The sequence below is a fragment of the Streptomyces hawaiiensis genome (assembly GCF_004803895.1).
GTDB classification, from domain to species: domain Bacteria; phylum Actinomycetota; class Actinomycetes; order Streptomycetales; family Streptomycetaceae; genus Streptomyces; species Streptomyces hawaiiensis.
In genome coordinates this window covers 3,566,082-3,591,007 of sequence record NZ_CP021978.1, presented here as the reverse complement: position 1 = coordinate 3,591,007, position 24,926 = coordinate 3,566,082, and the positions used below count along the sequence as shown (strand labels likewise).

At 72.1% G+C, this 24,926-nt stretch carries 17 protein-coding genes and 1 pseudogene; 8 read left to right on the top strand and 10 right to left on the bottom strand.

Annotation, left to right across the window (positions count from 1 at the left end; all coding sequences use genetic code 11):
* Positions 1-82 precede the first annotated feature (82 nt).
* From CEB94_RS16340 to CEB94_RS16320, 5 genes are all read right to left on the bottom strand, one after another.
* Positions 83-1,741 (bottom strand): LCP family protein, encoded by a 1,659-nt coding sequence (locus CEB94_RS16340; RefSeq protein ID WP_175432926.1) that lies wholly within the window; start codon positions 1,739-1,741, stop codon positions 83-85.
* Between the two features lie 224 nt (positions 1,742-1,965).
* Positions 1,966-3,720 (bottom strand): LCP family protein, encoded by a 1,755-nt coding sequence (locus CEB94_RS16335; protein ID WP_175432925.1) that lies wholly within the window; start codon positions 3,718-3,720, stop codon positions 1,966-1,968.
* A 233-nt stretch (positions 3,721-3,953) separates the two neighbouring features.
* Positions 3,954-5,696, bottom strand: a complete 1,743-nt coding sequence (locus CEB94_RS16330; protein WP_175432924.1) for an LCP family protein — start codon at positions 5,694-5,696, stop codon at positions 3,954-3,956.
* Positions 5,697-5,937: 241 nt separating this feature from the next.
* Complete coding sequence (locus tag CEB94_RS16325) at positions 5,938-7,131, bottom strand: LCP family protein (RefSeq protein ID WP_455568365.1); 1,194 nt, start codon at positions 7,129-7,131, stop codon at positions 5,938-5,940.
* Positions 7,132-7,235: 104 nt separating this feature from the next.
* On the bottom strand, positions 7,236-8,006 hold the full coding sequence (locus CEB94_RS16320) for a TIGR03089 family protein (RefSeq protein WP_175432923.1): 771 nt from the start codon (positions 8,004-8,006) through the stop codon (positions 7,236-7,238).
* Positions 8,007-8,155: 149 nt separating this feature from the next.
* On the opposite strand from CEB94_RS16320, the gene CEB94_RS16315 reads away from it, so the two are divergent.
* Both CEB94_RS16315 and manB read left to right on the top strand, forming a co-directional pair.
* On the top strand, positions 8,156-9,634 hold the full coding sequence (locus CEB94_RS16315) for a peptidoglycan recognition protein family protein (protein WP_175432922.1): 1,479 nt from the start codon (positions 8,156-8,158) through the stop codon (positions 9,632-9,634).
* Between the two features lie 133 nt (positions 9,635-9,767).
* On the top strand, positions 9,768-10,850 hold the full coding sequence (gene manB / locus CEB94_RS16310; protein ID WP_175432921.1) for a mannose-1-phosphate guanylyltransferase: 1,083 nt from the start codon (positions 9,768-9,770) through the stop codon (positions 10,848-10,850).
* 644 nt (positions 10,851-11,494) lie between these two features.
* Here the strand turns inward: manB and CEB94_RS16305 are convergent.
* From CEB94_RS16305 to CEB94_RS16290, 4 genes are all read right to left on the bottom strand, one after another.
* Complete coding sequence (locus CEB94_RS16305; RefSeq protein WP_381108238.1) at positions 11,495-12,529, bottom strand: DNA-3-methyladenine glycosylase family protein; 1,035 nt, start codon at positions 12,527-12,529, stop codon at positions 11,495-11,497.
* Between the two features lie 61 nt (positions 12,530-12,590).
* Positions 12,591-13,910, bottom strand: a complete 1,320-nt coding sequence (locus CEB94_RS16300) for a coenzyme F420-0:L-glutamate ligase (RefSeq protein ID WP_175432919.1) — start codon at positions 13,908-13,910, stop codon at positions 12,591-12,593.
* Entirely contained in the window at positions 13,907-14,866 is a 960-nt protein-coding gene (gene cofD, locus CEB94_RS16295; RefSeq protein WP_175432918.1) for a 2-phospho-L-lactate transferase, read from the bottom strand. The genes CEB94_RS16300 and cofD overlap by 4 nt, the downstream gene beginning before the upstream one ends.
* Before the next feature lie 74 nt (positions 14,867-14,940).
* Positions 14,941-15,447, bottom strand: a complete 507-nt coding sequence (locus CEB94_RS16290) for a cysteine dioxygenase (protein ID WP_175432917.1) — start codon at positions 15,445-15,447, stop codon at positions 14,941-14,943.
* Between the two features lie 656 nt (positions 15,448-16,103).
* Here CEB94_RS16290 and CEB94_RS16285 point away from each other — a divergent pair.
* The 3 genes from CEB94_RS16285 (at position 16,104) to CEB94_RS16275 (ending at position 21,737) form a co-directional block, all read left to right on the top strand.
* Complete coding sequence (locus CEB94_RS16285) at positions 16,104-16,367, top strand: WhiB family transcriptional regulator (protein ID WP_010034659.1); 264 nt, start codon at positions 16,104-16,106, stop codon at positions 16,365-16,367.
* A gap of 160 nt (positions 16,368-16,527) precedes the next feature.
* Positions 16,528-20,208: a glycosyltransferase gene (locus CEB94_RS16280; protein ID WP_175432916.1), complete on the top strand. Its 3,681-nt coding sequence runs from the start codon at positions 16,528-16,530 to the stop codon at positions 20,206-20,208.
* Entirely contained in the window at positions 20,205-21,737 is a 1,533-nt protein-coding gene (locus CEB94_RS16275; protein ID WP_175432915.1) for a DUF5719 family protein, read from the top strand. Before CEB94_RS16280 ends, CEB94_RS16275 begins: the two co-directional genes overlap by 4 nt.
* A gap of 21 nt (positions 21,738-21,758) precedes the next feature.
* On the opposite strand, the gene CEB94_RS16270 is transcribed toward CEB94_RS16275, so the two are convergent.
* On the bottom strand, positions 21,759-22,214 hold the full coding sequence (locus CEB94_RS16270) for a metallopeptidase family protein (protein ID WP_175432914.1): 456 nt from the start codon (positions 22,212-22,214) through the stop codon (positions 21,759-21,761).
* A 294-nt stretch (positions 22,215-22,508) separates the two neighbouring features.
* Between CEB94_RS16270 and CEB94_RS16265 the strand changes: the two genes are divergently transcribed.
* From CEB94_RS16265 to CEB94_RS16255, 3 genes and pseudogenes are all read left to right on the top strand, one after another.
* Complete coding sequence (locus CEB94_RS16265) at positions 22,509-22,931, top strand: DUF3499 domain-containing protein (RefSeq protein ID WP_175432913.1); 423 nt, start codon at positions 22,509-22,511, stop codon at positions 22,929-22,931.
* A 2-nt stretch (positions 22,932-22,933) separates the two neighbouring features.
* Positions 22,934-23,402: pseudogene (locus tag CEB94_RS16260) on the top strand (L-lactate permease); the annotation flags it as partial.
* Between the two features lie 103 nt (positions 23,403-23,505).
* Positions 23,506-24,870, top strand: a complete 1,365-nt coding sequence (locus CEB94_RS16255) for a phosphomannomutase/phosphoglucomutase (protein ID WP_175432912.1) — start codon at positions 23,506-23,508, stop codon at positions 24,868-24,870.
* Positions 24,871-24,926 lie beyond the last annotated feature (56 nt).

Here is a 24,926-nt window from a genome sequence, read left to right as displayed (position 1 = left end):
GACCCGCCGTCTTGGACGAGACGGGCCCGCCGTCCTCCCGGACGGCGGGCCCCGCTCTCTCACGCACCGGGCGCGGACGAGTTCACCACCGGTAGGGCGGGTACACGTCCATGCACTCCTTCTTGTCCGCGGTCAGCGCGTCCGCGGAGTCGGGCAGATCGCCCGCCTTGGGAGCCTTCTGCTTCGGGTAGGTCGTGCCCTCCCGCCAGTCGCTGCCGATGGTCAGCGTGGTGGTGACGTCGTCGGTGGCCCGCACCTGGCCGCTCGGGATGCCGACCGCCTTCGCCACCGACAGCGCGTTGGCCCGGCCCTGCTCCCCCGTGCTCTTGGGGTACGTCACCTGGGTCCGGGCGTGGGGGTCCTGCTCGCCCGAGGCGACGGCCCGGGTGAAGCCCTCCTGCTGCAGCGCCGCCACGATCGCGGCGGCCCGCCGGGGAACGGCGGCCCGCTCCTCACTCGCCGTCCCGTTGACGACGGAGACCGACAGCCCCGCGGCCGGCGCGGCGGCGGGCCCCGTGGCCCGCACCGACGCCGGGGACGGACCCGAGCCCGCGGCCGCAGGCGCCTTTCCGCCCTTGTCGAAGGAGACGTCGTCGCGGAGCATCGCCCACATCTTGTCGGCGTCCTCGGGCCTCGGCACGAGGTGGTTGCGGTCCAGCGGGTCTTCGATCCACGGCATCGTCGTCATCGTGATGCGGTTCGTCGGCACCGACTTCAGCTGCATGCCCACGTCGTACAGCTCCTTGACCGTGCCGATCTCCTCGGACACCTTCAGCGCCTTCGTGCCCGACTCGGCCAGGCCCATCAGGCGGCCGGTGTCGGTGAAGACATTCTGCTGCTTCAGCGTCCGGATCATCGCGTTCATGTACATGTGCTGTGCCTTGGCGCGCAGCGGGTCACTGCCCCAGGCGTGGCGGGTGCGCAGCCACTGCAGCGCCTGCTTGCCCTGCACCTTGTGCGTGCCGGCCTTCAGCTTCAGTCCGGAGCCGCCGCGCTGACGGGGCAGCGGCCGGTCCCACACGTTCTGGTTGACGCAGACCGGGACGCCGCCGATCGCGTCCGCCATGTCCACCACTCCGGCGAAGTCGACCATCATCCAGTGGTCGATGTACACGCCGGTCAGGTTCTGCCAGGTGGCGAGGGTGCAGCCCGGACCGCCGCGCTGGAGCGTCTCGTTGATGATCGTGTTCTTGGCCGGGTAGGTCTCCCCGGTGTCGGGGTCGACGCACTTCGGGATGTCCACCCGGGTGTCCCGCGGGATGCTCACCACGGACGCGCTCTCGCGGTCCGCCGAGACGTGCAGGAGCATCTGCACATCCGCCAGGGGCTTGCTGCCGACGTTGTCCTTGCTGCCGCCGAGCTTGACGTTCTCCGCGGAGTTCCGGCTGTCGGAACCGATCAGCAGGATGTTGAGCGGGGTCTGGCCCGCCGCGTTGGGCCCGGTCTTCTCGACGTCGGACTCGCCGCTGTTGCGTTTGCCCTTGTCGATGTTGCCGTTGAGATGGCGGTAGTAGAGGTATCCGGCGCCGGCCGTCCCGAGTATCAGTACCGACAGCACGATCGCGGACCAGCGCAATATCCGGCGGCTGCCGCCGCGCCGCCGGCCACGCCGCCGGCCGTGGCCGCCTCGGCCCCCCTCGCCCCCGCCCGCGGCGGGCGCCGCCGTCCCCGGACGCTCGTCCTGGGCCAGGCCGCCCGAATCGTGCCGTGTGCCGCCTCCGCGCACGTCGCTCTGCGCCATACCCCTGCCTCCCCACCCCTACGGCCGACCCACGGGTCTGCCCCGCGTCGTGTTCGGATCACGGCGACCCGCGCCGTCCGGACACGGGTTCCCCCGCTGCTCCGCCGGAGCACGGTCGTCCCCGCTCCTGGTTGGACCACTGACATGCCCGGTCGGATGTACACCCGGCCGATTCGTCCGGGCATGTTCCGTCCACCTGTGAGACGCAGGAAGGGACGGTCAGGTCACTTCGCGCACTCGACCTTGTCGGCCGTGGCCTTCTGCACGGCGTCCGGCACCTTCGCCGGAGTCGTGAGGGGCACGCCCGCCCCCTCGAAGTCCTTGCCCAGGGTCAGCGTCATCGCGGGCACCCCCTGGGAGTTGGTGACGCTCTCGCCCGGCTTCAGCGCGGCCCCGGACAGACCCATGATCTCGGCGAGCCGGCGCGCCTGGTCCGCCTGGTCGGGCCCGTACTCGAGCGTGGTCTTCGCCAGCGGCTGCTCCGCGTTGCCCGCGTTCTCGGACTTGGTCACACCCTCCTGGACCTGCAGCCAGCTGAGCGTCTCCTGGGCGCTGCCGGTGACGGCACCGCCGTTGAGGATGCGCACCCGGACCTCGGAGGCAGGGGCCTTGGTGCCCTTCAGCCGGGCGGCCTCGGCGGCCTTCTCCTTCTTCTTCTGCTGCTTCACGTCGCTCAGCGACACGTCCTCCCGGACCATCGCGAAGAGCTGCTGGGCCTGCGGCTCCTTCAGGACCACCGTGGCCTTGATCTTCTCCGCCGGGTTGTCGTCGACGGGCACGGTCGCGAACGTGAGGTTCTTGGTGTCGAACTTGCCCAGCTCGGCGCCGAGATCGGCCAGCTTCTTGATCGTGCTGATCTGGGAGTCGACGGTCAGCGCCTTGGTGCCCGCCTCCGCCAACTTGATCATCTTCCTCGGGCTGGTCAGGGTGTCGTTGGACTTCAGCTTGCGCATCATCGAGCCCAGGAACTGCTGTTGCAGCTCGATGCGGCTCAGGTCGCCGCCGAGGCCCACGGAGTGCCGGGTCCGGACGAAGGCCAGCGCCTCCTCGCCCTCGATCGTGTGCTCGCCCTTGGGCAGGTCGAGCTTGGAGTCGGGGTCCTTGATGTCCTTGGCCAGACAGACGTCGACCCCGCCCACCGCGCTGGTCAGCGTCTTGACGGCGTTGAAGTCGGCCACCATGAAGTGGTCCATCTTCAGCCCGGTGAGCTCGGTGATCGTGCGCATGGTGCAGCTCGGCGTCCGGTCCTCCTGCCCGAGGCTGTTGTTGAAGCGGGTGCGCTGCGTGCCCGGGATGATCTTCTCCGAGCCGTCCTCCTGCGTCGTCGGGCAGTCCGGGATGTCGGTGATCAGGTCGCGCGGGATGCTCAGCACCGTCGCGTTCGTACGGTCCTTGGACACGTGCAGCACCAGCGTGGTGTCCGCGTGTCCGGCGCTGTCCTTGTCGCCGTAGCCCTCGTTGCCCTTGCCGGTGCGCTTGTCGGTGCCGACCAGCAGGATGTTGATCGCGCGGTCCTTGCTGAACCCGCCGGTGCCGGCGCCGTCGTCGGAGACGGACGTGATGTTGCTGTTGAGGTGCTCGTAGTAGAGGTACGCGGCCCCGCTCGCGCCGACCAGCACGAGGGCCAGCGAGGCGCCGGTCCACACCAGGACCTTCTTGCCTTTCGCCTTCTTCGGCACCGGGCGGCGCCCGCGCCGCCCCGCGGCCGTCTCGGCCGGGGCGCCGGTGCGTCTGCGCGGGGAGGGAGTCTCACCGCCGGGGGCGGCCGCCCCGGAACGCCGGGCAGGGGCGGTCTTGCGGGCACGTGCCGCACCGCCTGTTCCGGTCGTGCCACGGCCACCGGAACCGCGCGGCCCGGGAACGGGCGACTGCGCTGCGGAAGGGGCCAGTCGCAGTTCGTATTCGCCGGTGTCCGGGTTGAGTACCCACTGGTCTGCGGGGTCGATGTCGTCCGCCCGCCCACGGCCTTGCGCGTCCACGGTTGCCTGATTCCTCCGTCGGGCCACGCGGCGCCCTCCCCCGGAAGGCGCACGGTGCTGGTCAAGCAGTGCACGCCCCCAGGACGGACCTCATGGGTGAGAGCACTGGATCGCACACACTATCCGCACACTTCGGCGTCAAGCGACGTGGGTGACAAATTCCACGTTCTCACAACTGGGCAATACCGCCCATTTGTTTGAAGGAAGTTCGGCGAACGCGAAGGAAATTCGCGTCACTTGGCACACTCCACCTTGTCGGCGGTGGACTTCTGCACCCCCTCCGGTGCCTTTGAGGGCGCCGTGAGGGAGACCCCGGCCCCCTCGAAGTCCTTGCCGAGGGTCAGCGTCATCGCGGGCACCCCTTGGGAGTTGGTGACGCTCTCGCCCGGCTTCATCGCCGCCCCGGACAGGCCCATGATGGCGGCGAGGCGGCGCGCCTGGGCCGCCTGGTCGGGCGCGTATTCGAGGGTGGTCTTCGCCAGCTGGGCGGGCGCGTTGCCGGCGTTCTCCGACTTGGTCACGCCCTCCTCGTTCTGCAGCCAGCTCAGCGTCTCCTGGGCGCTGCCGGCGACGGCACCGCCGTTGAGGATCCGCACCCGCACCTCGGAGGCCGGGGCCTTGCTGCCCTTCAGCCGGGCGGCGACCGCGGCCGCCTCCTTCTTCTTCTGCTCCTTGACGGCGGTGAAGGAGACGTCGTTCTTGATCATGTTGAAGACCTGTGGGGCCGTCGACTCGTTCAGTACGACCGTGGCCTTGACCTTCTCGGTCGGGTTGTCGATGACCGGAGTGGTGGTGAACGTCAGGTTCTTGACGTTGAGCTTGCCCAGCTCCAGACCCAGGTCCTTCAGCTTGCCGATGCTGTCCAGCTGCGAGTCGACGGTCAGCGCCTTGGTGCCCGCCTCGGCCAGGTCGAGCATCTTCGACGGGCTGGTGAGGGTGTCGTTGGACTTCAGCTTGCGCATCAGCGCGCTCAGGAACTGCTGCTGCAGCCCGATCCGGCTCAGGTCCCCGCCGAAGCCGACGGCGTGCCGGGTGCGCACGAAGGCCAGCGCCTGCTCGCCCTCGATGGTGTGCATGCCCTTCGACAGCTTCAGGTGCGAGTCCGGGTCGTCGAGGTCCTTGCCCACGCAGACCTCGACCCCGCCGACCGCGCTGGTCAGCGTCTTGACGGCGTTGAAGTCCGCGACCATGAAGTTGTCCGGCTTGACCCCGGTCAGCTCGGTCACGGTCCGCATCGTGCAGCTGGGCGTACGGCCGTCCTGGCCGAGGCTGGTGTTGAAGCGGACCTGCTGCGTGCCGGGGATGATCTTCTGGGTGCCGTCCTCCTGCGTCGTCGGGCAGTCCGGCACGTCGACGATCAGGTCACGCGGGATGCTCAGCGCGGTCGCGTTCGAACGGTCCTTGGAGACGTGCAGCAGGATCGTGGTGTCGGCATGCCCGACACTGCCCGCGTCGCCGTAGTCCTCGTTGCCCTTGCCGGTGCGCTTGTCGGTGCCGATCAGCAGGATGTTGATCGCCTTGTCCTTCTGGAAGCCACCGGTGCTCGCGCCGTCGTCCGAGACGGACGCGATGTTGCCGTTCAGGTGCTCGATGTAGAAGTACGCGGCACCCGCTCCGGCGATCAGCACGAACGCCATCGTGCCACCGGTCCACAGCAGGACCTTCTTGCTCTTGGAGGCCTTCTTGGCCGGGCGCCGTCCGCGCCGCCCCGGCAGCGGCTCCTCCGGCGCCCCGCGGCGCCTGCGCGGCGGCGGCACCGCACGGCCGGGCCTCTCGGGCCGCGCACGGCCGGGCGCCTCCGTACGGCCGCGCGCCGACTGGCCCGTCTCGCGGGACGGTGGCCTGCGAGGCCCGGGGACCCCCGACTGCGGTGCGGAAGGGGCCAGTCGCAGTTCGTATTCGCCGGTGTCCGGGTTGAGCACCCACTGATCTGCGGGATCGATGTCGTCCGCCCGCCCACGGCCTTGCGCGTCCACGGTTGCCTGATTCCTCCGTCGGGGCACGCGGCGCCTTCCCCTCCAAGGCGCTCGGGTCTCGGTCACACAGTGCGCGACCTCAGGACCGTCCCTCAGAGCCGGGCGCACCGGATCGCTCACACTAACCGTCCCTTTCGGCGACGGGCGACGACGGTGACCCATTCCACGTCCCTACACCTGGGCAATTCGCCCATTTCCTAGGTGAAGAGTTCATGGCCTTGGAGTGGCCTTGGTGCCCGCTTTACTTGCAGGTGTCCTCGGCTGCCGTGTTCCCCCGAAACGTCGGTGGAGGAGAAACGGTGACGGCGCGATCGCGATAAGGCCCCGGATACGAATCCCCGTACGACCCCTCCCGCGGGCCGTTCCCCGCGACGACCACGGGTGTGTCCGTACGCAACCGCTCGAACAGCCGCTCCGCCGCGGGCTCCACGAGTTGGTCGCGATTGGCGTCGTACGCATACGACTCCCGGGGCACGGTCAGGAATTGCACTTGTTCCATGGGGATGTCGCGCAGACCGCGCACGAGCTCGTACAAACCACGCAAGCTCGCCAGTTCCGGGTCGGTGGTGAGGGACGACGTGGCGGCGTCCAGCACGGGATACAGCTTCGCCGGATTCAGCAGGACGTCATTGCTGCGCACCTCGTTGACGAGTGCCCCGAGAAAACGCTGCTGCCGCTCCATCCGCTCGGTGTCGCTGCCGTCGCCGAGGGTCTTGCGGGCGCGCACGTAACCGAGGGCCTCCTCGCCGTCGAGCGTCACGCGCCCGGCGGGCAGCCGCAGCTTGGCGGCCCGGTCGTCGATCGGCTCCCGCAGGCACACCTCGACGCCGTCGACCGCGTCGACCATCTTCTTGAAGCCGTGGAAGTCGACGACGACGTGATGGTCGACGCGGATGTCGGTCAGCTTCTCCACGGTCCGGATGGTGCAGGCCGACCCGCCGAGCTGGAAGGCCTGGTTGAACATGGCGAACCGGGGGGCGCTGCGGGACCCGTCCGGACGCCGGCAGCCCGGCAGGTCCACCATCAGGTCCCGGGGGAGGGAGACGGCGGTGGCGCTGTCCCGGCCGGCGGACAGATGCAGCAGGATCGTGGTGTCGGACCGCTCGGTGCCGGAGTCCCGCCCGTAGCGGGCGTTGTCGCTCCCCTCGCGCGAGTCCGACCCGATCAGCAGGATGTTCCGGGCGTCCTTGACCAGGGAGGTCGGGCGCTCCTTGTCGTACCGCGCGAGTTCGGCGGCGGCCGCCTCGTCGGGTGTGATGTTCCCGCTGAGCTTCGCGTACACGGCCCATCCGACCCCGCCGGCCGCCACGAGGAGAGCCGTGACCCCGAACGCCGTGAGCCGCACCCACCGCCGCCGGTGCCGCCGTACGAGCCCCCGCCCACTGGCGGACGCCCCCACGCCCGGACCGACCCTGTAGCCCACGGCAGCAACCACCCCTCCTGACGTAGGAACGCCCCGCGCGCACTGCTCCTACGACCATGGCGCGGATGAAGGGCGGGGGGCGGACGGGGATGGGCCGAACGGGCGGCGGGGCTCGGCTACCGGCCCGCTGTGCCGCGGGCGATCGTCGTGACCCGCTCGCTCTCCACCCGCTTGTCCAGCACGCCGTCCCCGGCCTGCTCCAGATGCCGGCACAGCACCACGGAACCCCCGGTGGCCAGCGGCCCGTACAGCCCCGCGTTCAGCCCTTCCCACGTGTCGTACGCCAGCCCCGACAGGATCCGCGACCCCGGCCCGGTCAGACCCAGTGCCGTCGCCTCGGCCCGGGCCCGCTCGACCACCTCGGCCCCGCTGAACTCCCGCCCGGCCACGATCAGCGCGGGCCCCTCCGGATCCACGGGTGCGTACGGCACGAACCGGTCACCCTGCCCCGGGACTTCCACCGCGTAGTCGGTGAACCCCTCGGGAGCCTGCGGGAACCGCCCGCCGAGCGGCCGCAGCGCCATCGCGATCCGCGCGCCGGAGCAGGCCCGTGCCTCCTCCAGCCGGTCCGGGCCGCTCACCACGACGTCCGCCGCCCGGGCATCCCCGGACACGTCGGCGACGACTCCCACCGACGCGCACGCCAGCAGCCACACCGCCGTCTGCCAGTGCGCGGGCAGCAGCAGCGCCACCCGGTCCCCGGGCTCGACGGACAGCTCGTCCTGGAGGAGGTTCGCGGTCTTGGCCACCCAATTGGCGAAGGTGGCCACGGACAGTTCGACACGTTCACCCGTGGCGTCGTCGTAGAAGGTCACCAGGGGGCGTCCCGGATCCGCGGCGAGCGCGGAACCCAGCAGGTCGGCGGGGGTGCGATCGGTGGCGTTCACCCGGGCAAGCGTACGCGGCGCACGACCCTTCACCCAACGGCCCGGTCGCCGCCCCGCCGCACAACCGCCACCGGTTCGGCCGAACCCGACCGACGATCCGTCACATCCCAAATGGACAGACTTGTATGACTATGTCCAAGATCAGGAGCATGCGTGGATTCCTTGCTTCCTCGATCGGTGTCACCTGTGCGGCCGCTCTGGCCCTCCCCCTCACCCCTCCCGCCCTCGCGGCTACGGCGGGACCGGTGTCGACCACGGAAGCCGTCGCGACAGCGAGACCCGCGCCCCACGCGGGGACACCGGCCACGACCCTGACCAACCGGCGCGCGGCCGAACCGCTCGCCTCCGGCAGCACTCAGTCCCTCCCCCTCGAACCCCTCACCCCTGACCGCGGTACCCCTTCCACTCCCTCCGGCGAGCAGATCCTGCCCCGGCGTGCCGTGCGTCACTTCTCCCTCGTCGGCGTGGTCTGGGACGACCCCGGCGCCGAACTGCACGGCCGCGTCCAGGTCCGCACCCGCGCCGTCGGCACCGGCACCTGGTCGGGCTGGCAGAACGTGGAGACGCACAACGCCGACCACGCCGCCGACCCGGACACCCCCGAGAGAACCTCGAGCCGCGTCCGTGGTGCCACGGCCCCGCTGTGGGTGGGCAACTCCGACGGCGTGGAACTCCGCATCCGCTCCGGGCCCGCGGCCGGGCCCGCGGCCGGGGCCGCCAACTCTTCCCAACGCCCCACGGGCGCCCGCAAACTGCCCGCCGCGCCCCCGCTCCCCTCCGGCCTCCGCCTCGAACTCGTCGACCCCGAGGACGATGCCCCACCCCGCGGCGCGTCGGCGGACGGCTCCCGCACCGGTGGCCTGAACGCCGGGGCTTCGGCCGTCACCGACGCCTTTGCCGCCAACGCCGCCCTCGCCCCCCTCGGCGCCACCGAGATCGCGGCGCAGAGCCGAGCGGAGACCGAGCAGGCGTTCCTCACTCTCGGGGGCGGCGAGCTGACGGAGCAGCAGCGGGCGAAGCCGCACATCGGCCCGCGCCCACGCATCGTCACGCGGCGCGGCTGGGGCGCGAGCGAGGGGTTGCGGGAGCGGGGCTTCCGGTACACGAAGAAGGTCAAGGCGGCCTTCGTGCACCACACGGCCAGCGGCAACAAGTACCGCTGCTCGCAGTCCCCGTCACTCATCCGCAGTATCTACCGCTACCACGTCAAGAGCATGGGCTGGCGGGACATCGGCTACAACTTCGTCATCGACAAGTGCGGAAAGATCTACGAGGGGCGCGCCGGGGGCGTGGCGAAGCCGGTTCTCGGCGCGCACACCCTTGGTTTCAACAGCAGCAGCATGGGGATCGCCGTCCTCGGGTCGTACGGCACCAAGAAGCCGTCGAAGGCCGCGGTCAAGGCCATCGCCCGGCTCGCGGCCTGGAAACTGGGCCTGTACGGGATGAACCCGAGGGGAAAGACCTACCTGAGGTCGGCTGGTAGCAATCTCCACCGCAAAGGCAAGAAAGTACGACTGAACGTGATCTCCGGTCATCGGGACGGCTTCAACACGGCCTGCCCGGGACGCAAGCTCTACGGAAAGCTCGGCTCGGCCCGCTCCAAGGCGGCGCGCTACCAGGGCCGCTGAGCACACGTTCACCGCCGTCGGGGGGCAGAGGGCGGAATGCCGCACGGCCAACGAAGGCGCCACGGAACGGTCTGCATACACTGACCGGCCGAAAGACAGTTCGGCCGGTCCCGGCAGGAAGCAGAGACGACACGTGACAGAAGCGATCCTCCTGGTCGGCGGCAAGGGCACCCGGCTGCGCCCGCTCACGGTGCACACACCCAAGCCCATGGTCCCGGCGGCCGGGGTGCCCTTCCTCACGCACCAGCTGGCGAGAGCGAGAGCGGCGGGCGTCGAGCACATCGTCCTGGCCACGTCCTATCTGGCCGAGGTCTTCGAGCCGTACTTCGGTGACGGCTCCGCGCTCGGACTCCATATCGAGTACGTCACCGAGGAGGAGCCGCTCGGCACGGGCGGCGCCATCCGCAACGTGGCCTCCCGGCTGCACTCCGGCCCCGACGACCCGGTCCTGATCTTCAACGGCGACATCCTGACGGGCCTGGACATCCGGGCCCTGGTCGACACCCACGAGACGACGGGCGCGGACGTCTCCCTGCACCTCACCAAGGTCACGGACCCGCGCGCCTACGGCCTGGTCCCCACCGACGACACGGGCAGGGTCCTGGCGTTCCTGGAGAAGCCGCAGACCCCCGAGGAGATCGTCACCGACCAGATCAACGCGGGGGCGTACGTCTTCCGCCGCTCGGTCATCGACTCGATCCCGCTGGGCAGGCCGGTGTCGGTGGAGCGGGAGACCTTCCCCGGTCTCCTCTCGGCCGGCGCGCACCTCCAGGGCATGGTCGACTCGACGTACTGGCTGGACCTGGGCACCCCGGCGGCCTTCGTCCGGGGCTCCGCCGACCTGGTCCTCGGCCGGGCCCCGTCGCCCGCCGTCCCCGGCCGCTGCGGCGACCGCCTGGTCCTGCCCACGGCCCAGGTCGCCTCCGACGCGAAGCTGACGGGCGGCACGGTGGTGGGCGAGGGCGCCTTCGTCGCGGAGGGCGCGCGGATCTTCGGCAGCACGATCCTCCCGGGCGCGGTCATCGAACCGGGCGCCGTCATCACCGACTCCCTGATCGGCACCCGCGCCCGCGTGGGCCGGCGCTCGGTCCTCACCGGCACGGTCATAGGCGACGGCGCGGTGATCGGCCCCGACAACGAACTCCTGCAGGGCGCGCGCATATGGTGCGACGCCCGCATCCCGGCAGGAGCGGTCCGCTTCTCCTCGGACCAGTAGCGCGCCCGGGCCGGAGCCACCCCACCGCGGGGACCCACCCCACTCGACTGCGGGCCCCCGCCCTGCTCGGGTCCCGGCCCTGCTCAGCTGCGGGGGGCCCTGCCCCATTTGCTCTGCGGGGCCCCGTCCCTTTCAGCAGCGGGAGCTTGCCTCGCTTGGCTGTGCGCGCTCCCCGTTCGGCTGCGGGGTCCTGGTCTCACTCAGCTGCGGTCGCTCCGTCCCGCTTCGCTGCGCGTGCCGCGTCCTGCTCAGCTGCGGGGGGCCCTGCCCCGTTTGCTCTGCGGGGTCCCGTCCCTTTCGACTGCGGTCTCCCTGCCTCGCTTGGCTGCGCGCGCCCCCGCTCGGCTGCGGGGTCCCGTCCCGTTCAGCCGCGGGCGCTCCGTCTCGCTTCGCTGCGTGCGCTCGTCCCGCTGAGCTACGCGCCCGTCTGGCTTCGCTGCGCGCGGCCGTCTCGCTGAGCTACGGCCCTCCGCCCAACTTCGCTGCGCGGCCACGGCCCGCTCGGCTGTGGCGCCCCGTCCCCCTCAGCTGCGGGCCATCGTGCCGCTGGGGCGGGCACCCTTCCAACGACGCGGCACCCCGATCCGCCGGGCTGCGGACTTACCGCCTCCGGCACCGACGCCGAGCATCTCAACCCCGACAGATCACAACTGCCCGATATCCCACCGAGGCATCTTCGGCGCCCTACGCGCCGGCACCCTCCCGCTCAGCAGAATCAACCGAGCCGCCCGATGCCGCTGCCCCGCATACGGCTCCAGCAGCTCCAGCATCGCCGCGTCATCCGCGTCCCGGTCCCCGGCCAGCGCCCACCCCACGATCCCGGGCAGATGCAGGTCCCCCACCGTCACCTCGTCCGCCGCCCCATGACTGCGCTGCACCGTCTCCGTAGACGTCCACGGCCCGACCCCCGGCACGATCTCGAGCCGAGCCCGAGCAGCCGCCGGCTCCATCCCCACCGCCTGCTCCAGCCGCGCGGCAACCCGCACGGCACGCAGAATCGTCGACGCCCGCTTGTTGTCGACCCCGGCCCGATGCCACTCCCACGAGGGAATCAGCGCCCACGTCCGCGGCGCCGGCATCACGTACATCCGCGCGGGCGCGGGCCCCGGCGCCGGCTCCCCGAACTTCCGCACCAGCAGCCGCCACGCCCGGTACGCCTCGTCGGTCGTGACCTTCTGCTCCAGGATCGACGGGATCAACGACTCCAGCACCAGCCCGCTCCGCGTCAGCCGCAACCCCGGCCGCCGATGCCGGGCCGACGCCAGCAGCCGGTGCCGCGGCACGAACGCCGACGGATCGTCCGCCGCCCCGAGCAACTCCGGCAACCGCTCCAGCAGCCACTCCGCTCCGGGCCCCCAGGCCTCCCCGCGCACCCCACCGCCGTACCCGCACACCCGGAGCGTGCCGGGCCCGGCCGGAGTGAGACTGGTCCGCCACACGGACCCGTCCGGCGTCGCCCGGAACGTCGGATCGCCGGGCCCGCGCCGCAACGGCCCGAGCACCAGGCCGAGATCCAGCGGCCCGTCCGGCATCCACGCGCGCACCCGCCCCGGCCCCGTCGCCTGCCGAGGCACACCCGAGGGCGCGGCGACCTGCCCACCGCGCACCGGCATGGGGGTACCTCCCACGCCTTTCGGGCTGTGGGGGAGCGTGGGTCGCGGAGCGAACCGTCCTGCCATGAATGACGTCCCTGGGATCCGAAGGAGCAGCCCTACGAGCGTAGGCGCCGCCCGGCACCTGTCACCGCACCTCGATGAACGCCCCCGCGTCCCGCTCGGGCCGCGCCCGCGGCTCCTCCGCCGGATGCCCGACCGCCACCGCCCCCATCGGGTCCCAGTGCGCGGGCAGGTCCAGCACCTCGCGGACCACGTCCCGGCAGAACATCGTCGACGACACCCATGCCGAGCCCAGCCGCTCCCCGGCCAGCGCGACCAGGAAGTTCTGCACGCCGGCACCGGTGGCGACCACGAACATCTCCCGCTCGGCGCCGTCCCGCCGCGTGTCGCCGTACGTGTGCGAGCCGTCCATGACCAGGCAGGGGACGACGAGGTAGGGCGCGTTGCGCAGGACGTCCCCGCGCCGGACCCGCTTGGCGATGGACTCCTCGCTCTTGTCGTCCCGGCGCAGATCGGCGATCCACGCCTCCCGCATGGCGTCGAGCACCCGCGTCCGCGACTCCTCCGACTCCAGCAGCACGAACCGCCACGGCGTCGTGTGGTGCGGCGCCGGCGCCGTCACGGCCGCGGCCACGGCCCGCCGTACGGCGCCCGCGTCGACGGGCTCGTCCGTGAAGGACCGGACCGTACGCCGCTGGGTCACGGCCAGCCGCACCGCCTCCGAGGTGCCGAGGCGGAACATGTCGTCACGCGCGCCGCGGACCATGGCCCGCGCCCCCTCGCCGTCCTCGCCCTCCGCCACCAGATGCGGCAGCCCGCGCACCACGGCGACGGGGAGCCCCGCGGCCTTGCCCTTGACCAGGTCGCCCGCGGCGGCGAGTTCATCGGCCGTGGCGACGACGGTGGCGCTGAGCGGATTGCCGTACGCGTCCGTGCCCCCGCGCAGATCGTCGAGCACGCGCACTCCCGCGGCGCCGATCGCGACGTCCGTGAGCCCGGCCCGCCAGGGGCGTCCGAACGTGTCGGTGACCACGACCCCGACGTCGACGCCGAGGGCGTCGCGCAGTCCGTCGCGGATGGCGCGGGCGGAGGCGTCCGGGTCCTCGGGCAGCAACAGCACGGTCCCGGAGGGGGTGTTGGACGCGTCGACCCCGGCCGCGGCCATGACCAGACCCTGCCGGTTCTCCACGATCCGCAGGCTGCCGCGCCGGGCGACCACCCGTACGGTCTCCGCGTCGATCGCGGCCTCCCGGTCGGCGGCCCGGACGACCCGGCCCTCCGCCTTGGACACGATCTTCGAGGTGACGAGCAGCACGTCTCCGTCGGCCAGGCCGGGCTCGGCGGCCGCGATCAGCTTGGCCAGGTCGTCCCCGGCCGCGACCTCCGGCAGCCCGCCCAGGGCCCACACCCGGTACCCGGCGACACCCTGATCCGCGCCGCTCACGCCCCCCGCACCTCCTCGGCCAGTGCCAGTGCCTCCTGGGCCATCCGCGCGGTCGCGTCGGTGTCACTCATCATCAGCGGCACGGCCCGGCAGCGGATCCCGGCCGCCTCGACCTGCTCCACCGCGCCCGCGTCCACCGAGTCCACGAGCCAGCCGTCCAGCAGGCCCGAGCCGTAGTGCTCGGCCACCGCCGTCGCGGTCGACTCGACGCCCACCGCGGCGAGTACCTTGTCGGCCATGCCCCGCACGGGCGCGTCACCGACGATGGGGGAGAGACCGACGACCGGCACCCCGGCGTCGGCGATCGCCTCCCGGATGCCGGGCACGGCGAGGATCGTGCCGATCGACACGACCGGGTTGGACGGCGGGAAGAGGATCACGTCCGCTTCGGCGATGGCCTCCAGGACGCCCGGCGCGGGCTTCGCCTGGTCGGCGCCCACCGGCACGACCGCCTGGGCGGGCACCGAGGCGCGCAGCCGCACCCAGTACTCCTGGAAGTGGATCGCCTTGGTCTCGCCGTCGACCTCGACGGCCACATGCGTCTCGATGCGGTCGTCGGACATGGGGATCAGCCGCACGCCCGGCTTCCAGCGGTCGCACAGCGCCTGAGTCACCGCGCTCAGCGGGTATCCGGCACCGATCATCTGTGTCCGCACGATGTGCGTGGCGAAGTCCCGGTCGCCGAGGCCGAACCACTCGGGCCCGACGCCGTAGGCCGCGAGCTCCTCCTTGAGGTGGAAGGTCTCGTCGGTGCGACCCCAGCCCTGCTCCTCGTTGATGCCGCCGCCGAGCGTGTACATCACCGTGTCGAGGTCCGGGCAGACCTTCAGCCCGAAGAGGTGGATGTCGTCCCCGGTGTTGCCGATGACCGTGATGTCCGCGTCCGGGACGGCCCGCTTCAGACCACGCAGGAACCGGGCACCGCCGATGCCGCCTGCCAGAACCACAATGCGCATGGGAGCCAGTCTTGCAGGCGCCTCGGACAACCGGTCAGCGGCTACGGCAACCGGTCAGCGGTTACGGCCACCGCTCAGGCAGTCACGGCACCCGGAACGCTCCGGGCCTCGCAGTGCGGGGCCGTGTGCATCGGCATCTCGGTGAGGCCCGGGTAGTACACGTGCAGGCTCACCGCCGGCTCCAGTGCGTCGTTGACGACTTCGTGCACGTACCCCGGCGCGAAAACGCGCTGCGCGCCCGCCCGCAACGCGCGCGTGCCCCGCTCCGTGCGCTCGGTCAGCGTGCCGTCCAGCACGGTCAGCACTCCGGAGGAGCGACCGTGGTCGTGCAGCCCGCTGCCCTGCCCGGGCAGCCAGGACAGCAGCCACACCTCGTAGCCCGGGCCGGTGCGCAGCCGGTGGTACCAGCGGCTGGCGGCGTCGTAGCGGACGAGGTGCTCCCACTGGGAGCGGTCCTCGGCGAGGGAGCGGGCCAGTCCGACGAACTCGGCGACGGTGGCCGGGTGCTCGCGCGGGGTCTGGAGGAGGTGGGTGACTTCGAGGATGTCGCCGGCGATCTGGAGGTCGCTGTCGCTGTTCATGGGGTGTGTGGTTCCTCAGTGAAAGAAGGTCAGAGGGAACGGGAGCCTGGACACGGGTGGCTCGGCCTTCAGCTGGAGCGGGTGTGGCTCAACAGCTGGGACAGCAACAGCTACAGCGAGCGCGGGCAGCACCGTGGGACCCGGCGGTGCGGGTCGAGGTGGGTGCCAAGTTCGCGAGCATGCCCACAAGGACACCGGTTCACACCATCACTGTCAACTCGACACCCGGTATGTGGGATGTGGTTCACCTCATCCGGTCGATCGCTCAGATGAAAGGTTTGTTCTTGGTCCGCCCGGGACACATGGCGTCCAACCGGGCGCACAAACCCCGTTGCGTAGTCGTGATCCGACTGTGATCCGTTTCGCTTCGACGTGCGTGTCGGAACGAGATCGAACTCCTGGGCGTCCTTCTCCTCAGAGGTCCGCGAGGGGTCCGGCGGAACGTGTGAGCCCTCGGGGGTCCACCCGTGTGTCAGCTTTTATGGTGATTTGAACACTTTCCGCATGGGCTTGGTTCCGCAGAGTGAATAAGGGGCTCAATAGCAGATCTCGGCTTGACTCGCCCGGAGCAGCACACTTGTAATTTCACTCGTGTCGTTCAGCCGGAATCGGTAACGGCTAGATCACGGGGACGCGAAGACAGACGAGGGGCGCACATGACCGAGACGGTGCAGCAACTGCTGGTCGACGACGCGGACGAGGAACTCGGCTGGCAGGAGCGCGCGCTGTGCGCCCAGACCGACCCCGAGTCCTTCTTCCCCGAGAAGGGCGGCTCGACCAGGGAGGCCAAGAAGGTCTGCCTCGCCTGCGAGGTCCGCTCCGAATGCCTCGAGTACGCCCTCGCCAACGACGAGCGATTCGGCATCTGGGGCGGCCTGTCCGAGCGGGAGCGCCGCCGGCTGAAGAAAGCGGCCGTCTGACCCGCCCCCTTCGTGAACGGCCCGTCACCCGTGAGTTATCCACAGGCGGCGGGCCGCCTTGCTGCGCAGCCGATAGTGTGGTCGCTCGTCCGAGACGCCCCGCCGCCCCCACCGGGCGCAGGCGTCCACCGCAGTCCACCGAACCGGGGCCCGTACCTCGATGTCCGTGCACAGCCACCCGGCAGCTCATCACGACACCGCTGCCACACCTGAGTTCCCGCGTCATGTGGTGACCGCGGTCCTCGTCTCCCACGACGGCGCCCGCTGGCTGCCCGACGCGCTCGCCGGGCTGCTCGGCCAGGAGCGGCCCGTCCAGTACGCGATGGGGGCCGACACCGGCAGCGCGGACGCCTCCGCCCAGCTGGTCACCGACGCCCTCGGTGCCGACCGTGTGCTGCACCTCGCCCGCCGCACCGGCTTCGGCCAGGCCGTCGAGGAGTGCGGCCGCACCGCCCCGGTCCTCACCTCGGACGAGCTGCCCTACCTGAAGCGCCCCAGTGGCTGGGACCCGGTCACGCGCTCATGGCGCGACGACGCCTACGACCTGCCCGAGCTCCCGCACGGCGAGCCGGTGCAGTGGCTGTGGCTGCTGCACGACGACTGCGCCCCGGACCCGGACGCCCTGGCCCAGCTGCTGCGGGCCGTGGACAACGAGTACGAGCTGGGCCGCGAGGACGTGGCCGTCGTCGGCCCCAAGCTCCGCGGCTGGTACGACCGGCGGCAGCTGCTGGAGGTCGGCGTCTCCATCGCCAACTCCGGCCGCCGCTGGACCGGCCTGGACCGCCGCGAGCAGGACCAGGGCCAGCACGACCACGTCCGGACCGTCCTGTCGGTGTCCACCGCCGGCATGCTCGTCCGCCGCGACGTCTTCGAGCAGCTCGGCGGATTCGACCGCCACCTGCCCCTCATGCGCGACGACGTCGACCTGTGCTGGCGCGCGCACGCGGCCGGCTACCGCGTCCTGGTCGCCCCCGAGGCGGTCGTCCGCCACGCCGAGGCATCCAGCCGCGAGCGCCGCACCGTCGACTGCATGGGCCGTACGGCGGCCTCCCCGCACAAGGTCGACAAGGCCGGCGCCGTCTACACCCTGCTCGTCAACTCGCGTACGGCCGTGCTCCCCTGGGTGATGCTGCGGATCGTGCTCGGCACCCTGCTGCGGACCGTGGCCTACCTCGTCGGCAAGGTCCCCGGACAGGCCGTCGACGAGATCCGCGGCCTGATGGGCACGCTGCTCAGGCCCGAGCGGATCCTCGCCGGGCGGCGCGGCAGAGGTGCCCCCCGGATCGACAAGACCGAGCTGCGGGCGCTGTTCCCGCCGCCCGGCGCGACCGTCCGCGTCACCGTCGAGCAGGTCGCGAGCAGCCTCGTCGGCAGCTCCGACCCGGAAGTCGCCGCCGGCGCGGGCAGGCACGGCAGCGCCGTCGAGTCGGGCCCCGGCGGCGACGACGCCGACTTCCTGGAGATCGAGCAGTTCGCCCGGCTCAAGCGCATCGCGCGCAAGCCCGGCCCGGTGCTCTTCCTGGTGCTGCTGCTCGTCTCCCTGGTCGCCTGCCGCCAGCTCCTCGGCGGCGGCGCGCTCGCGGGCGGCGCCCTGCTGCCCGCCCCGGCCGACTCCGCCGAGCTGTGGTCGCGCTACCTCGACGCCTGGCACCCGGTCGGCGCCGGCGGCACCTCGTCCGCGCCGCCGTACGTCGCGCTCGTGGCGATGCTGGCGTCCCTGCTGTTCGGCTCGACCGGCCTCGCCGTCACGGTCCTGCTCGTCGGCTCGGTGCCCTTGGCCGGCGTCGCCGCCTACTTCGCCTCCCGGCCGCTCGTCGCTTCCCGGCTGCTGCGCGCCTGGGCGGCCGTCGTCTACGCCTTCCTGCCCGCCGCCACCGGATCCCTCGCCGGCGGCCGCATCGGCACCGCCGTCCTGGCCGCGCTGCTGCCGCTCATCGCGCGCGCGGGCATCACGGCAGGCGGCCTGACCAAGGCCGCCGGAGCCCGCGGCAGCTGGCGCGCCACCTGGGCGTACGCGCTGCTGCTGACCATCACCACCGCCTTCACGCCGATCGTGTGGCCCATCGCGCTGCTCCTCGGCGTCGGGCTGCTGGTGCTGCGCCGGACCGACATCACGGCCTACGGGCTGCGGTTCCTCGCCCAGCTCGGCACGCCCCTGCTGCTCCTCGCCCCCTGGTCGCTGACGCTGCTCCCGTTCGGCTTCCTCCAGGAAGCGGGCCTCGAGTACGGCTCCTCGGCCGCCTCCCCCCTCGACCTGCTCGGCGCCAGCCCGGGCGGCCCCGGCACCGTCAGCGGCCTGATGCTCTGCGGCATCGTGCTGGCCGCCCTCGCCGCCCTGGTGCGCTCGGAACGCCAGTCGGGCATCTGGACGGCCTGGGCGGTCGCCCTGGTCGGCTTCGTCTTCGCGGTCCTGTCCAACAGCTCCACCTGGGCCGGCCCGGCGACCCTCGTCTACGGCATCGCCCTCCTGGCGGCCGCCGCGCTCGGCGCCGACGGGGCACGCGCGCGTGTGGCCGAGCAGAGCTTCGGCTGGCGCCAGCCGGTCGCCGTGCTGATCGCCTTCGCCTCGGCCGCGGGCCCGCTGCTCATCGCCGCCGGCTGGATGATCCGCGGCGCCGACGGCCCCCTGGAGCGGCGCGATGCCACACAGGTCCCCGCGTTCGTCGCCGAGGAGAGCGGCACCCGCGACCAGGCCCGCACCCTCGTCCTCGACAGCGACTCCGGCGCCCGCGTCGGCTACATGCTGGTCCGCGGCTCGGGCGCCCGCCTCGGTGACGGCGAGATCGCCGCGGCCGACGGCGAGAACAGCGGACTCGACAAGGTCGTCGCCAACCTGGTCGCGGGCTCCGGCGCGGACCAGTCCGACCAGCTCGGCGGCTTCGCCGTGCGCTACGTCCTCGTCCACCAGGGCGCGCCCCGCGAGGTCACCCGCGTCCTGGACGCCACGCCCGGTCTGACCCGGCTCAGCCAGCAGGACGGCGGCGCGCTGTGGCGCGTCAACCGGGAGGTCGCGCGCGCCACCATCGTCCCCGCCTCCGGATCCGGCACCCCGCAGCCCGTCGCCGCCGGGCCGGTCGACATCCACACCACGATTCCGGCCGGCGCCGGCGGGCGCGTGCTGCGCCTCGCCGACTCCGCCTCCGACGGCTGGTCCGCCACGCTCGACGGCAAGCCGCTGACCCGCACGACGGTCGACGGCTGGGCCCAGGGCTTCGAACTCCCCGCCGCCGGCGGCAGGCTGGACGTCACCTACGACGACCCGGTCGGCCACACGGCCTGGCTGTGGGCCCAGGGCCTCCTCGCCGTCGTCCTCGTGGTGCTCGCCCTGCCCGGCCGGCGCCGCGACGTCGACGACGACCTCCCCGACGAGCCGGCCGTACCGGCCGAGGCCGTCGCCGGCGAGGGCCGCCGCGCCCGCCGCCTGCGCGCCCAGGCGGAGGCCGGGGCCGAAGAGGCCGCCGCACCTGAGGAATTCCCGCCCGCACAGCCCGAGCAGCCGCCGGCTCCCGTGCCGCAGCAGCAGAACTACGGTGAGTGGGACAACGCCGGCTACCAGGGCGGCGAGTACGCGGGCTACGGCGACCAGTACCAGAACGCCCAGTACCCGGTGGACGCCTACGGGCAGCAGTACCCGGCGGACCCGTACCAGGGCGGCCAGTACGACCCGTACGCCTACGGCGGCCAGGGTCAGCCCCAGACCCCGCCGTACGACCAGACGGGTTATGACCAGACGGGCTACGACCAGGCCTATCAGCAGGGCTACGGCACGCCGTACGACCCGGCGCAGCAGCACCACCCCCACGGCACGGGCAGTGAGCGTCCCGACGGGAGCCAGCAGTGAACCGCACCACCCTGTCCCTGATCGCCGGCACGACCGCGCTCGCCGCCGTCACCGGCTTCGCCGCACTGTCCCAGCCGGGCACCCCGGGTACGGACACCGCCGCGAAGGCGGCCGCCCAACTGCCCGTGGAGCGCACGAGCCTGCTGTGCCCGGCGCCCAGCACGTCCGACCTCGCCGAGACGTCCTACACCTCCTTCACGCCCGTCACGAAGGGCACCGAGAGCGGCGGCAAGGCCGAACTCCGGGCGGCCACCGAGAAGTCGGCGGGCCCCTCGGCCGACGGCGAGGACGAAGGCACGGGCAAGGACGGCGGGAAGTCCGGCAAGGACAAGCCCGCGAAGCCCGTGCTGACTCCCGAGGTGCCCGGCAAGCCGGTCACCGGCGACAGCTCCGGCGGCGACGCGCCCGCCCTCGTCGGGACCGCGGACGGCAGGTTCGCGCCCGGCTGGACCGTCCAGGAGACGACCGAGGTCGCCGCGGGGACCGGACGCGGCCTCCAGGGCGTCAACTGCACCGCCCCGGACACCGACTTCTGGTTCCCCGGCGCCAGCACGGAAGCCGACCGCACCGACTACGTCCACCTGACCAACCCCGACGACTCGGCCGCCGTGGCCGACATCGAGCTCTACGGCAAGGACGGCGCCCTGAAGTCAGCGGTGGGGGAGGGCATCACGATCCAGCCGCACTCCAGCGAGCCGGTCCTGCTGTCCACCCTCACCGACGAGCGGCAGACCGACCTCACCGTGCACGTCAACGTCCGCAGCGGACGCGTCGGCGCCGCCGTGCAGGCCCTGGACGACAAGATCGGCGGCGACTGGCTGGCCGCGTCCACGGACCCGTCCGGCAGCCTCGTCCTGCCCGGCATCCCCAAGGACGCCACCTCCGTGCGCCTGGTCGCCTTCACCCCCGGCGACGCCGACGCGGACCTGAAGGTGCGCCTCGCCTCCCCCTCCGGTCTGATCACCCCGGCCGGTCACGAGACGGTGCACGTCAAGGGCGGCATGACGACCGCCGTCGACCTGGGCGACGTCACCCGCGGCGAGGCCGGTTCCCTGGTCCTGTCCCCGACGGACCGGTCGGTGCCGGTCGTGGCGGCCCTGCGGGTCGTCCGCGGCAAGGGCGACAAGCAGGAGACGGCGTTCATCCCGGCAGCCCGCCCCGTCGGCACGCGCGCGACGTCCGCGGACAACAGCGGCAAGGGCAGCACCCTGTCCCTGACGGCCCCCGGCGCCGCCGCCACGGTCAAGGTCACCGCCTCGGCCGGCAGCGAGGGCGGCACACCCGTGTCGAAGACGTACACGATCAAGGCCGGCACGACCCAGGACATCGAGCCCCCGGCCCCCAGCGGCCTGAAGGGCACGTACGCGCTCACGGTCGAGCCGGTCTCCGGCGGCCCGGTCTACGGGGCCCGCACCCTGGCGGCGAGCGAGGGCGGCGTCCCCGCCTTCACCGTGCAGACACTGCCGGACGACCGGGGGACGGTGGCCGTGCCGGAGGCGGACGAGGACCTGTCGGTGCTGCAGAAGTAGGTCTTCCGGGCGGCGTCCGTCTCAGCCCTGGTCCTCGCCGTACCGCGGATCAACCGTCTCCGGCGTCAGGCCGAGAAGCTCGGCGACCTGCTCGACGACGATCTCGTGCACCAGCGCCGCCCGCTCGTCGCGCCCCTTGGTGCGGATCTCGACCGGCCGCCGGTAGACGACCACACGCGCGGGATGGCCCTCGCGCGCGTTGATCGTGCCCCCGAGCGGAACCGCCTCGTCGTTCCAGGCCTGACCGGGGCCGTCGAGCCGCGGCACCTCCAGGACGAGGAAGTCGATGTCGGCGAGCTGTGGCCACCGCCGCTCCAGGCGCTCCACGGAGTCCTGCACCAGATCGGCGAACGCCTCCGCGCGGCTCGCGGCGAGCGGCACCTGCGGCGGTGCGATCGGGCCGCGCATGCCCCGTCCGTGGCGATCACGACGGCGGGGCCCGGGGGCGGCGGCACGGGGCGTTACGGGCTTGTCCATCACTGGTGAAGGGTAGTCCCCGCCGCGCCCCTGTGCCCGGCACCGCACGGCGGTACGGGCGGCTTCCGGCCGCACCGCACGGCATGTTGTTACATGACCGTTCAAGCCAAGGTTGGGCTCAAATCCGTATCCCGCCGAGACCGGCGACCTCACGGCAATTGAGGGTTTTGTGATGACTCTTGACCGCTTGCGGGACCGTCCGGCACCCCGGACGGCGCTGTCCTGGCAGGTCAGCAAGGTGTGCCCCAGGAGGTGTGTGGGGCGTTTCACAGCACGACACGGTGGGGTGACCTGGTGGAGAGTCGTCGCGGCCCGTTCAAGAGTGCGGTACCGTCCAACGTCGTGAGCCCTGTACGTCGCTGTTCGCGCACCGCCTGCGGCCGTCCCGCCGTCGCGACGCTGACGTACGTCTACGCCGACTCGACCGCGGTCCTCGGCCCGCTCGCCACCTACGCCGAACCCCACTGCTACGACCTGTGCGCCGAGCACTCCGAGCGCCTCACCGCCCCACGCGGCTGGGAGGTCGTCCGGCTTCTCGACGCTTCGGCCCCGGCCCGCCCCAGCGGCGACGACCTGGAAGCGCTTGCCAACGCCGTGCGTGAGGCGGCCCGTCCCCAGGAGCGGGCGGCCGGGGCCGGCGGCGGAGGCCGCGGGGCCGACCCGAGAGAGGTCGCACGCCGCGGCCACCTGCGGGTCCTGCGCTCGCCCGACAACTGACCCAATGGCTCGCGACCGTCCGCGAGCTGCGCTTCGCGATCCTGACCGTGACCGTCCGTCCTCGCGCTCGCGTACGTCATGAACCTCTCCGGGCAGGCGGCGACCATCGGCCACTTCGTGGCGGCGGCCGGAGCCGGGCTCGCCTTCCTGTGCCCGTCCTCGGCTGGTTCGGCGTCGCCGTGACCGGCTCGGACACCTCCGCCAACGCCCTCTTCGGCGCCCTCCAGGTGACCGCCGCCCGCGAGTCCGGACTGTCACCCGACCTCCTGGCCGCCGCCAACAGCTCCGGCGGCGTCCTCGGCAAGATGATCTCCCCGCAGAACCTCACCATCGCCTGCGCGGCCGTCGGACTCGCGGGCCGCGAGGGCGACTTGCTGCGCAAGGTGCTGCCGTGGAGCCCTGGGCCTGCTGGTGATGTGCCTCATCGTGGTCGGCCAGAGCACTCCGGTCCTGGGCTGGATGCTGCCCTGACCTGAGGTGACGGCGGGGAGTCCTCTCGGTGTCCGCCCGACGCGCTGTCGGTGGGCGAGGGTAGTTTGGGCGGACCGACAGTACTTTTTCAGGAAGGTTGGCCGTGGCTGCTGATCTGTCGCAGGTCGTGAAGGCGTACGACGTACGCGGGGTCGTCCCCGACCAGTGGGACGAGTCCCTGGCCGAGCTCTTCGGGGCGGCCTTCGTGCGGGTCACCGGCGCGAGCGCCATCGCCACCGGGCACGACATGCGGCCCTCCTCACCGGGCCTGTCGCGTGCCTTCGCGCGCGGGGCTGCCGCACTGGGCGCGGACGTGACGGAGATCGGCCTCTGCTCGACGGACCAGCTGTACTACGCCTCGGGCGCGCTGAACCTGCCGGGCGCCATGTTCACCGCCTCCCACAACCCGGCGCAGTACAACGGCATCAAGATGTGCCGCTCGGGCGCCGCCCCGGTCGGGCAGGACACCGGCCTCGCACAGATCCGCGAACTGGTCGAGGGGTGGAGCGAGTCGGGCGCCCCGAAGCCGGCCGCAACGACGGGCACGATCACCGGCCGCGACACGTTGTCGGACTACGCGGCACATCTGCGCTCCCTGGTCGACCTGACCTCCATCCGCCCCCTGAAGGTCGTCGTCGACGCGGGCAACGGCATGGGCGGGCACACGGTCCCCGAGGTCTTCGCCGGCCTGCCCCTGACGCTGGTCCCGATGTACTTCGAGCTCGACGGCACCTTCCCCAACCACGAGGCCAACCCCCTCGACCCGGCCAACCTCGTCGACCTGCAGAAGCGGGTCCGCGAGGAGGACGCCGACCTGGGCCTCGCCTTCGACGGCGACGCCGACCGCTGCTTCGTCGTCGACGAGCGCGGCGAGCCGGTCTCCCCGTCGGCGATCACCGCCCTGGTCGCCTCCCGCGAACTGGCCCGGCACGGCGGCAAGGGCATGATCATCCACAACCTGATCACGTCCTGGTCGGTCCCCGAGGTCGTCGAGGAGAACGGCGGCAGCCCGGTCCGCACCCGCGTCGGCCACTCCTTCATCAAGGCCGAGATGGCCCGCACCGGCGCGATCTTCGGCGGCGAGCACTCCGCGCACTACTACTTCCGCGACTTCTGGAACGCCGACACGGGCATGCTGGCCGCCCTCCACGTCCTGGCGGCCCTCGGCGGCCAGGACGGCCCGCTGTCGTCCCTCGTCGCCCAGTACGACCGCTACGCCGGCTCCGGCGAGATCAACTCCACGGTCGCCGACCAGCAGGCCAGCCTCGCCGCGATCCGCTCCGCGTACGGGACCCGCGAGGGCATCACCCTCGACGAGCTCGACGGCCTCACCGTCTCCGCCGCCGACTGGTGGTTCAACGTCCGCCCGTCCAACACGGAGCCGCTGCTGCGCCTGAACGCCGAGGCGAGGGACGCCGAGACGATGGCCAGGGTGCGGGACGAGGTACTGGGGATCATCAGAGGCTGAGGCTCCACGCCCACCGGCGGTAACCTGACCAGGCACGACCCAAGCGCCCGCACCTC